The 12,299-nt window shown below is 72.8% G+C and carries 10 protein-coding genes; all 10 read left to right on the top strand.

What is annotated here, in order from left to right:
• The first annotated feature begins 14 nt into the window (after positions 1–14).
• Positions 15–431 carry a hypothetical protein gene (locus OHN19_RS19525; RefSeq protein ID WP_330265416.1) on the top strand — a complete coding sequence of 139 codons (417 nt, stop codon included), beginning with the start codon at positions 15–17 and terminating at the stop codon, positions 429–431.
• Positions 432–486: 55 nt separating this feature from the next.
• Entirely contained in the window at positions 487–2,154 is a 1,668-nt protein-coding gene (locus tag OHN19_RS19520) for a fatty acyl-AMP ligase (protein WP_330265415.1), read from the top strand.
• Positions 2,151–3,923, top strand: a complete 1,773-nt coding sequence (locus tag OHN19_RS19515) for an acyl-CoA dehydrogenase (protein WP_330265414.1) — start codon at positions 2,151–2,153, stop codon at positions 3,921–3,923. The genes OHN19_RS19520 and OHN19_RS19515 overlap by 4 nt, the downstream gene beginning before the upstream one ends.
• Entirely contained in the window at positions 3,920–5,650 is a 1,731-nt protein-coding gene (locus OHN19_RS19510) for an acyl-CoA dehydrogenase (RefSeq protein ID WP_330265413.1), read from the top strand. Before OHN19_RS19515 ends, OHN19_RS19510 begins: the two co-directional genes overlap by 4 nt.
• 29 nt (positions 5,651–5,679) lie before the next feature.
• A complete protein-coding gene (locus tag OHN19_RS19505; protein WP_330265412.1) occupies positions 5,680–5,964 on the top strand; it encodes an acyl carrier protein in 285 nt (94 codons plus the stop codon).
• On the top strand, positions 5,961–7,301 hold the full coding sequence (locus OHN19_RS19500) for a condensation domain-containing protein (RefSeq protein ID WP_330265411.1): 1,341 nt from the start codon (positions 5,961–5,963) through the stop codon (positions 7,299–7,301). The genes OHN19_RS19505 and OHN19_RS19500 overlap by 4 nt, the downstream gene beginning before the upstream one ends.
• A 98-nt stretch (positions 7,302–7,399) precedes the next feature.
• Complete coding sequence (locus OHN19_RS19495) at positions 7,400–9,712, top strand: MMPL family transporter (protein ID WP_330294118.1); 2,313 nt, start codon at positions 7,400–7,402, stop codon at positions 9,710–9,712.
• A 164-nt stretch (positions 9,713–9,876) separates the two neighbouring features.
• Positions 9,877–10,860, top strand: a complete 984-nt coding sequence (gene sbnA / locus OHN19_RS19490; protein ID WP_330265409.1) for a 2,3-diaminopropionate biosynthesis protein SbnA — start codon at positions 9,877–9,879, stop codon at positions 10,858–10,860.
• 6 nt (positions 10,861–10,866) lie between these two features.
• Positions 10,867–11,874, top strand: coding sequence for a 2,3-diaminopropionate biosynthesis protein SbnB (sbnB, locus tag OHN19_RS19485; RefSeq protein ID WP_330265408.1), 1,008 nt, complete (start codon positions 10,867–10,869; stop codon positions 11,872–11,874).
• Positions 11,875–11,986: 112 nt separating this feature from the next.
• On the top strand, positions 11,987–12,205 hold the full coding sequence (locus OHN19_RS19480; protein ID WP_330265407.1) for an MbtH family protein: 219 nt from the start codon (positions 11,987–11,989) through the stop codon (positions 12,203–12,205).
• Positions 12,206–12,299: the final 94 nt, after the last annotated feature.

The following is a 12,299-nucleotide window of genomic DNA, read 5'->3' as shown; positions in this document are numbered from 1 at the left end:
CAGGACGGAACGCCATGACCGCCACCGGTGCACCAGCCGTCGCCAACGCCGCCGACTTCGACGTCATGCGGCGCACCGCGCACTCCGCCGCTGTCGCCTTCACCGTCGCCGAGGCCGCCGCGGATCCCACCGTCGCCGGCCACTACCCGGGCTTTCCGGTGCTGCCCGGCCTCTACCTCGTCGAGGCGGTCGACCGGGCCGTCCAGGAGTGGGCGGGGCCCACCCGCGAGGTCGGTCTGGCCGCCCTGGACCGGTGCCGCTTCCGCCACCCCGTGCACCCGGGCGACCGGGTGTTCGCCGCTGCCGAGATCACCGAGACACCGGAAGGCCTCCAGGTCGAAGGCAAGGTGACCACCAACCGTGGCCGCGTGGCCGATCTGCGGCTGCGCTACCGGATCGCGGCCGGACCCGCATGTATAGGGCCGGGATAGCCGCACCGGCGAGGGTGGGCCCACCAGCCGGTTTCGAACAAAGGGGGAGTGGCACGTGATCTGCTTCGACGGATACGTGAGCGGATTCCGGCGCCGGGTCGCGGAGCATCCGGACCGGACCGCCGTCCGGTTCGTCTCCGCGGACGCCGCCAGCGACGAGCTGCTCAGTTACGCCCAACTGGACGACGCCGCCCGGTCGGTGGCCCAGTGGCTCGCCGCCCGTACCGCCCCCGGCCAACGCGTGCTGCTCGCCTTCCATCCCGGCACCGGATTCATCCGGGCCTTCCTCGGGTCCCTGTACGCGGGAGTGATCCCGGTCCCCGTACCGGCGCAGGGCGGGCACAGCAGGCAGCAGGCGCGCATCCACGGCATCGAGGCCGACAGCGGCGCGAGCCTGATCCTCGACGACGCGACGCTCGAACAGGCCGTGGCCACCGATGTGCTCGGCTGGACACCGCCCGCCGTCCTGCCGCGGCTGCCGGCCTTCATCCAGTACACCTCCGGCTCGACCAGTGAGCCCAAGGGGGTGGTGGTCTCCCACGCGGCCCTGGTCCACAACATCGAGCTGATGCGCACCAGTCACGGCTGGCACGGCGGGCAGACCTGGTGCAGCTGGCTGCCCGCCTACCACGACATGGGGCTCATCGCGATGATGCTCACGCCCCTCTACCTCGGCGGCACCGCGGTCCTGATGCCGCCCACCGACTTCCTCAAGCGGCCCGTCTCCTGGCTGCGGCTGATCGACCGGACCGGCGCCGCCATCAGCTGTGCCCCGAACTTCGCGTACGACCTGTGCGCGCGGCGGCTGACCGACGAGCAGGTCGCCGGACTCGACCTGTCCCGCTGGACGCACGCCTGCAACGGCGCCGAACCGGTCGACGCCGCGACCCTGGCCCGCTTCGCCGCCCGTTTCGCGCCGGCCGGGCTGCGCCCCGAGGCGCTGCTGCCCGGCTACGGACTGGCCGAGTCGACGCTGTTCGTGACCGGCACCCGGGTGGAGACACCCCCGGTGGTCACCGCTGTGGACGCCGCCGCACTCGCCGCCGGACACCTCACCGGGCCGGGCGCGGGCGGGGCCGTACAGCAGCTGGTGAGCAGCGGCGTCGTGCGCGGCCTGGAGGTGCGGATCGTCGACCCGGCGACGGCCCGGGTGCTCCCGGACGGAGAGATCGGCGAGATCTGGATCCGCGGCGAGAGCGTCGCGCAGGGCTACTGGGGGCGCGAGGACGAGACCCGGCGCACCTTCGGCGCCACCGCGGCCGGGCTCGGCGGCGGCTTCCTGCGCACCGGCGACCTCGGCGCCCTCCTCGGCGGCGAGCTGTACGTCACCGGACGGATCAAGGAAATGATCATCGTGCACGGACGGAACATCTACCCGCACGACATCGAGCGGGAGATCGGCACCCTGGAGGAGGAGTTCGGGAACCTTCCGGCCGCCGCCTTCGCGGTCCCGCAGGGCCCCCACGAGGAGATCGTCGTCACCCAGGAAGTACGGGCGGGCCGCCGGGGCGAGGACGAACTGGGGCACCTGGCGGCCAGTGCGCGGGTCCGGCTGGGCCGGCGCCTCGGGGTCAGGGTCGGCGCCGTGGCCCTGGTGCGGGTCGGCGAGGTGCGGCGCACCACCAGCGGCAAGATCCAGCGCACCCTCATGCGGGAGCTCTACCTCCAGGACGCGCTGGCGCACGCCGGTGCGCCCCGGACCCGGAAGGCGGACAGCCGGTGACCACCGCGGCCACGACAGCGACCACGGCACCCGAGTGGTCCCCCTACGGGCTCACCGAGGAGCTGGAGGGCCGGCTCGGCGATCCGCACGACGCGGCCCTGGCGTTCTCCTTCGCCCGGCTCGGCGCGCTGGACCGGGCGGAGGCCTTCCCTGCCGAGGTGTGCCGGCAGCTCGACGCGCTCGGCCTGCCGAAGTGGTTCGTGCCCGCGCACCTGGGCGGTGAACTGCGCTCCAGCGAGGAGCTGTTGCAGATCATCCGCACCCTGGGCCGCCGCGACTTCACCGTCGCGCTCGCGCACACCAAGACGTATCTGGGCGCGGTCTCGGTCTGGGTGGGCGGCGCCCCTGAGCAGGCGGCCTGGCTGGCCGGGCGGGTCAGGGACGGCGCGGTGGTCTCCCTCGCGCTGACCGAGCAGGCGCACGGCAGCGACCTGCTGGCCGGTGAACTGACCGCCGAACGCACCCACTTGGGCGGTTACCGGCTCGACGGCGAGAAGTGGCTGATCAACAACGCCACCCGGGCCGACCTGGTGACCGTCCTCGCCCGCACCGACCCGGCCGGTGGCGCCCGCGGCTTCAGCCTCTTCCTCGTCGACAAGTCGCGGCTGGCCGAGGGGAGTTGGCACCCGGTACCGGCCCTGCCCACCCATGGGGTGCGCGGCGCCGACATCAGCGGTATCGCCTTCACGGGCGCCGAGATCCCCGCCGCGGCACTGATCGGCGCCGAGGGCGCGGGTCTCGAGATCATCCTCAAGGGCTTCCAGATCACCCGCACGCTCTGTTCCGCGATGACGCTCGGCATGGCCGGACAGGCCCTGGGCATCGCGGTCGGTTTCGCCGAGCGGCACGAGCTGTACGGGCGACGGCTCGCCGATCTCCCGCAGGCCGGCCGCACCCTCGCCGAGGCCTACGCCGACCTGCTCGCCGTCGAGGCCGTCAGCCTGGTCGCCACCCGCGGCATCCACACCCTCACCGGGGAACAGAGCGCCGTGTCGGCCGTCGTGAAGTACCTGGTCCCGACGGTCGGCGACCAGCTGATCGCCGGCCTGAGGCAGGTCCTCGGAGCGCGCGCCATGCTCGTCGCCGACCACGCCGAGGGCACCTTCCAGAAGATCGAACGCGACCACGGCATCGTCGGCATCTTCGACGGCAGCACCGTCGTCAACCTCAACTACCTCATCAACCAGTTCCCGGTCCTCGTGCGCGGCTGGCGCGGCGGGCACACCGACCCGGCGGGCGTCGCGGCCTCCGCCCGGCTCGACGCACCGCCCCCCGCGCTCGACCCGGACGCCCTGACCCTGTACGCCCGGTCCGGTTGCAGTGTCGTACAGGCGCTGCCGGCCGCCGTAGCGCGCATCCGTGAGCGGGAACCGGACAGCGCCGTCGCCGCGCAGGCCGGGCGGCTGCTCGTGCTGGCCGGGGAACTGCACGACGAACTCGCCGCCCACCGGCCCTCCGCCCGGGACGTGCCCGAACACGCTTTCGCGCTCGCCCGCGACTACACGCTGCTCTACGCCGCCTCGGCCGCCCTGCACCTGTGGCTGGAGAACCCCGCCGGGCGCTGGTCCGACCGCGGCTGGCTGGAGGCCGTACTCACCCGGCTGCTGCGGCAGTTGAGCGGCGAACCCGATCTCGACGACGTGGACGGTCCCGCGCTGGACCGACTGCTGCCGACGCTGCGCCGACAGCACCGTGAAGGACTGCTGTTCTCGCTGCTGCACTGCGAACTGGCCGAGGCCGCGGGCCGTCCGGCCCAGGAGGGGTCATGAGCGAGACGATCACATACGCGGCCGGGCGGACGCCCGCGCCGACCGCCGCCGACCCGGACCACCGGGTGCGCGCCGCCGCCCTCGAACACCTCGTCGGACCCGCCGGTGACCCCGAGAACCCACTGGGCACCGCCGCGGTGCTCGCCGCGGACGAGCGCGCCGAACTGTCCGCCGAGGGCGAGCGGCTGCTCACCGGACACGGCCTCAACGCCGAGTTCGTGCCACGCGCCCTGGGCGGCCGCTTCACGCAGGCCGACGGGCTCGCGCACCTCATGCGCACCGTCTTCCGGCGCGACTGCTCCCTCGGCATCGGCTACGGCGTCACCAGCTTCATCGCCGGGCTGCCCGTCTGGGCGTCGGGCTCCGCCGCACAGCAGCGGCGGGCCGCCGACCTGCTGCTCTCGGGCGGCCGTATCGTCGCCGCGTACACCGAACTCGCCCACGGCAGCGACTTCTCCCGCGTCGGACTCACCGCCACCCCCGCACCCGAGGGTCTGCGGCTGCGGGGCGGCAAGCAGCTCGTCAACAACGTCTCGCGGGCCGAGGCCGCCGTGGTGTTCGCCCGCACCCGCGACGAACCGGGCAGCCGCAGCCACTCCCACCTCCTGGTCGACCTCGACCGGCTGCCCGCCGGAGCGGTGCGCCGTGACGTCCGCTACCCGACGTCGGGCGTCCGCGGCTGCCTGCTCGGCGGCATCGAGTTCGACGACTGCCCGGTGCCCGCCGACTCCGTGCTCGGCGCACCCGGCGATGCCATGGAGACCGTGCTGCGCGTCTTCCAGGTGACCCGCAGCGTGCTGCCCGGCATGGTCGTCGGCGTCGGCGACACCCAGTTGCGGGCCGTCCTCGGCTTCGGGCTGGAGCGGCGCCTGTACGGCCGCCCCGTCGCCGAACTGCCGTACCCGCGCGCCACGTTGGTGGGGGCCTTCGCCGACCTGCTGGTGAGCGACGCCCTGGCCACGGTCGGCGCCCGCTCGCTGCACCTGCTGCCGGGCGAGACCAGCGTGCAGTCCGCCGCCGTGAAGTACCTGGTGCCCAAGCTGCTCCAGGAGTCCTCGTACCGGCTCGCGGTGCTGCTCGGCGCCCGCAGCCACGTACGTACCGGCCCGTACGCCGTCTTCCAGAAGGCCGCCCGCGACCTGCCCGTGGTGTCCCTCGCGCACGCGGGCGGCGCCGTCTGCCAGGCCACGATCGTGCCGCAGCTGTCGCGGCTCGCGGACCGCGGCTGGTTCCGGCCCGGTGCCGCGGCCCCCGCCGCGCTGTTCCGCCCCGGCGACCCGCTGCCGCCCCTGGACCTCGCACGGCTGGAACTCAACTCGCGCGGCCAGGACACCCTCAGCAGCGCCGTCACCGACGCCGAGTACGACGACCCCCGGGTCGACGCCCTGGCCCGTCTGTTCGCCGGCGAACTGCGGGGCATCGCGCGCCGCGCCGCCGAACTGCGGCCCCGGGACCGCACGGTTCTCGCCTCGCGCCGCGGGTTCCTGCTCGCCGACCGGTACGCGCACGTGCTCGCCGCCGCCGCGTGCCTCGGCGTGTGGCGGCACGGCACCGGCCCGCACCGCGATCCGGCCTGGGTGATCTGCGCCCTGCACCGGCTCGCCGACCGCCTCGGCCTGAAGCCGGGGCCGCCGCCCCGGGACGCGGCCGAGGAGCTCCACTCGGAGCTGCTCCACCGGCACGCAGAGCACCTCACCTTCGACCTCGTCCGCGCCCCGCTCGCCTGAGCGGGCAGCCGTCCCACGGGAGTTCAGCCATGTCCATCGCGTCCACCGGCCCCACCGCACCCGACACCCACCCCGCCGCCGACATCCGCGGCTGGCTCGTCGAGCGGATCGCCTTCTACCTGGAGTGCCCCCGCGAGGAGATCGACGAGGGCGCGCCGCTGGTCGACATCGGCCTCGACTCGGTCTACGCGCTCACCCTGTGCGGTGACGTCGAGGACCACTTCGGGCTCCTCGTCGAACCGACCATGGCCTGGGACCACCCGACCGTCGACGCGATCACCGCCCACCTCACGGAAGAGCTGGCCAGGCGGTGACCACCGCACTCCCGCTCTCCGAGGGCCAGAAGGCCATGTGGTTCCTGCACCGGCTCGCTCCCGGCAGCGCCGCGTACAACGTGGTCCTCGGGGTGCGCGTGCACAGCCCGCTCGACCCGGAGACCCTGCGCCGTGCCGTGGCCGCCCTCGCCGGCCGCCATGAACTGCTGAGCTCGGTGTACGAGGAGGAGGACGGGCAGCCGGTGCGCCGGCCCGCGCCCGGCCTGCCCGTGCCGTTCGAGGTGCGCGAGGTGCCCGGCGGCACCGACGAGGAGCTGACCGCGCTGGCCCGCGAGGCCGGCGCCCGGCCCTTCGCGCTGTCCGGCGCCTGGCCGTTCCGGGTGGTGCTGCTGCGCCGCGGGCCCGCGGACGCGGCCCTCGTGGTGGCCGCCCACCACATCGCGAGCGACGCCACCAGCCAGTGGCTGATGCTGCGCGACCTCCTCGACGCGTACGCCGCCGGCGGCGCGCCGCTGCCCCCGGCCACCGTCCCGTACAGCCGGTACGTCGACCAGGAACGGGCCCTTGCCGGAAGCCAAGCCCGCGCCCGCGCCGAGCAGTACTGGGCCGGGCTCGGCCAGGGCACCACCGCCGCGACCCTGACCCCCGACCGGCCCGCCGACGGCCCCGCGGCACTGCGCGGTACGACCTACGTCCACCCGCTCGCCCCGGCCCTCGCCGCCCGGCTGCCCGACGCGGCCGCGCACGCCCGGGTGACGCCCTTCGCGCTGCTGCTCGGTGCCTTCCAGGCCGCCGTGCACCGCTGCACCGGGCTCGACGACTTCCTCATCGGCTGCCCCGCCTCCAGCAGGATCGGCAAGGGCACCGCCGACATGGTCGGCTATCTCGTCAACTCCCTCGCGCTGCGTGCCCGGTTCGCCGCGGACACCACCATCGGCGACACCGTGAGCGAGGCCCACCTGGGCCTGCTCGCCGGCCTCGCCCGCCTGCGGCACCCCGTCCCCGTACCCCGGTTCGCCATGGCCGTGACGCTCCTCGCGACCGACCGGCTGCCGGTCCCCGGACTGGTCGGTGCGGCGGAACCGGCCACGTACGGGGGACTGCGGCTGTCGCTCCTCGACCTTCCGCACATGGAGGGCCAGTTCGACTTCAACGTCGAACTGCGCAGCAGCGCGGACGGGTTGACGGTCGTCCTGCGCTACGCCGACGAACTGTTCGACCAGGAGACCGTCGAGCGGTTCGTCACGGTCTACACCCGCATGATCGAGGCGGCGGTGGACGAGCCCACGGCGGTCGTCCCGCGCATTCCGCTGACCACGGGCGACGAGCTCGCGGAACTGCTGAGCCTGGGTGACGCCCAGTACGACGACTGGTGAGCGCGGTCCCCCCACCCCCTGTGGCCTCGGAATATAGGCCGCTTATGAGAAGGCGCTGCCAACGTGTGCCCACCACCCCTACCGACGAGGTCATCAACATGAATCAGGCAACCGGGGCCGGCCGACGGCCGTTGGTCGAACGGGTCACCCACTGGAGTGTCCGAAATCGGAAACGGGCAGCCTTCGGCTGGCTGGGTCTGGTTGTCCTCATCATCGCGATCGGTGCGGGCCTGGGTTCCACCAGCCTCGACGAGCACGCGCCGGGTGAGACGGGCCGTGCCCAGAAGATGCTGGACGACGCGGCCGTGTTCTCGCCGCCGCAGGAGAACGTGCTGATCGAGGCCAAGGCGGGCGACCCCGCCTACGCCGACAACCCCCGGATGCAGCAGGCCGCCAAGGACGTCGCGCAGGCGCTGCGCGGACTCGGCAAGGACGAGACCGGCGCCAACTGGGCCTCGGACGTCGTCGCGCCGACCGACAGCCCAGAGGCGGCCGGGAAGCTGGTCTCCGAGGACGGGCGTTCGCTGCTCGTCCGGTTCTCCGTGACCGGCTACTCGATGGAGCCGATGGAGAAGGCCGTCGCCGAACAGGCGAAGGAGCACCCGGCCGTGGGCATCACGCAGACCGGCAAGGTCAGCGTCAGCCAGGCGATCGACAAGATCCAGGACGACGACTTCCTCCGCGCCGAGCTGCTGTCCATCCCGCTCACCGTGGTGATCCTGGCCGTCGTCTTCGGCTCGCTCGTCTCGGCCGGCCTGCCGGTCCTGATCTCGCTGGTCTCCGTCGTGGCCGCGATGGGCTTCCTGACGTTCTTCGGCAAGTGGATCGCGATCGGCGACTCCACCCCCTCGGTGGTGCTCCTGATCGGCATGGCCGTGGGCGTCGACTACTCGCTGTTCTACCTGCGCCGGGCCCGCGAGGAGCGGGCCGCCGGACACGACAACGACACCGCCCTCATCATCGCGGGCCGCACCTCCGGCAAGGCGGTCGTGGTCTCCGGGCTCACCGTCATGGTCGCGCTCGCCGGTCTCTTCTTCACCGGCATCGAGACCTTCACCGGCATGACCGTCGGCACCATCGCGGTCGTCGGCATCGCCATGCTCGGCGCGATCACCGCGCTGCCCGCCCTGCTGTCCTGGCTCGGCGAGCGCGTCGACCGCTGGAAGGTGCCGTGGCTCGGCGCCCGCCGCACCGTGGTCAAGGACTCCCGGGTGTGGGGCGCCGTGGTGCGCCAGGTCGTCAAGGCCCCCGTCGTCTGGGCCGCCGTCGGCGCGCTGGCCCTGGCCCTGCTCGCCGTACCCGCGCTCGGCCTGAAGCTGTCCGACCCGGACCTCAAGCACCGACTGCCCACCGACGTACCGGCGTTGCAGGCCCTCGAGCGGGTGGAGAAGGCGTTCCCGGTGGACACGCAGCCCGCCGAGGTCGTGGTGCGCGGCACGGACCTGGACGGGGCCGCGGTCAAGTCCGCGATCGGCACGCTCAAGGAGCAGGTCGCCGACAGCGGCGGCAAGCTGAAGGAGCCCGTCGAGGCCAGCCTGATCCCCGGCGGCAAGCTCATGGTGGTACGGGTGCCGCTGGCCGGTGACGGCAAGAACGCCGAGTCCGTGGCCGCACTGAAGGAACTGCGCGACAAGGCACTGCCCGCCTCCCTCGGCGAGGTCGACGGCCTGGAGTACGCGGTCGCCGGCGACACCGCCAAGCAGGAGGACTTCAACTCGGCGCTGGACAGCAGCGCCCCCTGGGTCTTCGGCTTCGTGATCCTGCTCGCGTTCGTGCTGCTCGCGGCCGCCTTCCGGTCGCTGGTGATCCCGATCGTGTCGATCGTCCTCAACCTGCTGTCGATCGGCGCGTCCTACGGCGTCCTGACCCTGGTCTTCCAGGACGGGCACCTGTCCTCGCTCCTCGACTTCCGCTCGTACGGCGCGGTGGTCAGCTGGCTGCCGCTGTTCATGTTCGTCACCCTCTTCGGGCTGAGCATGGACTACCACGTGTTCATCCTCAGCCGGGTGCGCGAGTACCGGGGCCGGGGCCTGTCCACCAAGCAGGCCGTGGTGGAGGGCATCACCAAGAGCGCGGGCGTCGTCACCAGCGCCGCCGCCGTGATGGTCGCGGTGTTCTCGGTCTTCGCCACGCTCTCCGCCATCGACTTCAAGATGGTGGGCGTCGGACTCGCGACGGCCGTCCTCATCGACGCCACGATCGTGCGCGGAGTGCTGCTGCCGGCCGCGCTGAGCATGTTCGGCGACGCCACCTGGGCGATGCCGCGCGCCCTGCGCTGGCTGCCGGGCGTCAGCCTGGAGGGCAGCGACGACGAGCCCGCTCCCGTGCCCGTGGCCCCGGACGCGGTCACCGCGCCGGACCTGACGCAGCCCGAGCAGGTGCCCGCAGGACCGGGGTCCCGCACCCGCTGACGGCAGGAACAGGGAGCCGGGGCACGCCGCGACGGGCGTGCCCCGGCTCCCTTTTGCGTGCCCGTGGCCGGTCCGCGCCGTATAGGGGCTGTATAGGGGTCCCGCACAGAATTCGAAGGTCAGGTCGAAGGAACTCCGACAGTGCCTGCCACGAAGGGACAATCGTGCCCGAGAAACCGTACTCAGGAATTCTGTCGACCATCGGGAACACCCCGCTGGTCCACATGGAAAACCTGCTGCCCGGCTTCGGGTCCAAGGTCTACGCCAAGGTCGAGCGATTCAACCCGGGCGGCAGCATCAAGGACCGGTCGGCGCTGAGGATGCTCGTCGACGCGGTGCGCAGCGGCGAACTCAGGCCGGGCGAGTCCGTGGTCGTCGAGTCCAGTTCCGGCAATCTCGCTGTCGGACTCGCGCAGGTCTGCCGCTACTTCGGGCTCCGCTTCATCTGCGTGGTCGACGGCAAGACCACCGGCCAGAACCTCGCCGTCCTCAACGCCTTCGGCGCCGAGGTCGAGGTCATCACCGAGCGCGACACGGCCACCGGCGAGTATCTGCCGGCCCGGCTGCGCAGGGTGCGCGAGCTGGTCGCGAGCACCGCCAACGCGTTCTGGCCCAACCAGTACGCCAACCCCCTCAACCCGCGCGCGCACGAGGTCACCATGCGGGAGATAGCCCGCGCCCTGGACGGCCGGGTCGACTACCTCTTCGCCTCGGTCTCGACCTTCGGCACCCTCAAGGGCTGCGCCGACCACATCCACGACGAAGGCCTCGACACCACGGTCGTCGCCGTCGACGCCCTGGGCAGCGCGATCTTCGGACTCGAGTCGACGGCACGGCTCATCCCCGGGCACGGCGCCTCCGTGGTGCCGCCGCTGATGGACCCCGAGGCCGCCGACGACGTCGTCCACATCTCCGACCTCGAATGCGTCGCCGCCTGCCGCCGGCTCGTCGCCCGCGAGGCGATCCTGGCCGGCGGCTCGTCCGGGGCGACGGTCGCGGCCCTGCGGAAATACGCGGATCGCATTCCGGACGGGTCGAACTGCGTGCTCATCTTCCCGGACGGCGGCGACCGCTACCTCGACACCATCTACTGCGACGAATGGGTGCGCCGGAATTTCGGTGAGGTCTCCCATCTCTGGAAGGACTGAATTCCCGTGATCGTCATCCGGCATGCCGATGTCGAGAGCATTCTCGACGGCCGCGAGGCGGACAACATCCGCACCGTCACCGAGGCCTACCGGCTGCATGCCCTGGGACAGACCGCGGTCCCGCACTCCGTCTTCCTGCGCTTCCCCGGGCCCGGCCACGACCGTGACCGCATCATCGGCCTGCCGGCCTACCGGGGCGGCGACCGCCCGGTGGCCGGCATGAAGTGGATCTCGTCGTTCCCGGCGAACATCGAGTCGGGACTCCAGCGCGCCAGCGCCGCGATCCTGCTCAACTCGCTGGCCACGGGTCATCCCGAGGCGCTGGTCGAGGCCTCGGTGATCTCCGCCCGGCGCACCGCGGCCAGTGCCGCGCTCGCCGCCGAGCTGCTGACCCGCGACGGACGCCCGACGGGTGTCGCGCTGATCGGCTGCGGAGTCATCAACCACGAGATCCTGCGCCATCTGCGGGCGGTGCTGCCGGAGTTGACCGAGGTCACGCTGTACGACCGGGCGCGACCCCGCGCCGAGGACTTCGCCGGCCGGCTCGCCGTGGACGCGCCCGGGCTGCGTATCGGGTACGCCGACTCGCTCGACGAGGCCCTCGGCGCGCACCCGCTGATCTCCTTCGCGACCACGGCAGGCGTGCCGCACACCGGCCTCGACGCGGTGCGGCCGGGCTCCCTGGTGCTGCACGTCTCGCTGCGCGACCTGCACCCCGAGGCGCTGCTCGGCGCCCACAACATCGTCGACGACGCCGACCACGTGTGCCGCGAGCGCACCTCGCCGCACCTGGCGGAGCAGCTCACCGGCAACCGCGACTTCATCGACGCGTCGATCGGCCAACTGCTCACCGGTGAACGCGAGTTCGTGCGCGTCCCGGGCCGGACGACGGTCTTCTCGCCGTTCGGGCTCGGGGTCCTCGACCTGGCCCTCGCCGCCTCCGTGCACGACGCGGCGGCCGCCAAGGGCCTCGGGGTCCGCGTCGACGGCTTCCTGCCCCCGCCCGCCGCCTGAGCACGCGCACCCACCCCGTGCGCGTCCCGCACCGCCCGCACCACCCCAGTCCCACCACCAGCACCACCAACCGCCACGGGCGTCCGCCCGACCACCCTTCCAAGGAGCAGACATGGCGACCGAGCTGACCGACGACCGCACCTACCGCGTCGTCCGCAACGACGAGGACCAGTACTCGATCTGGTGGGCCGAGCGCGACCTGCCCGCCGGCTGGAGCACCGAGGGCACCGAGGGCACGCGCGAGGAGTGCCTGGCCCGGATCGCCGAGGTCTGGACGGACATGCGCCCGCGCAGCCTGCGCGAGCGCATGGAGGCCGCCGACGCGGCCTGACCGCCGCCCGCCCCCAGCCCCCCACGCCCAGCCCCCGCCCCCCACGCCCTTCCTCCGCACCTTCTCTCTTTCGCAATCCGGAACAGGAGATCCC

Origin of the sequence: Streptomyces griseorubiginosus, from assembly GCF_036345115.1 — a bacterium.
GTDB lineage: Bacteria > Actinomycetota > Actinomycetes > Streptomycetales > Streptomycetaceae > Streptomyces > Streptomyces griseorubiginosus_C.
This window is presented reverse-complemented; position numbering and strand designations above follow the sequence as displayed.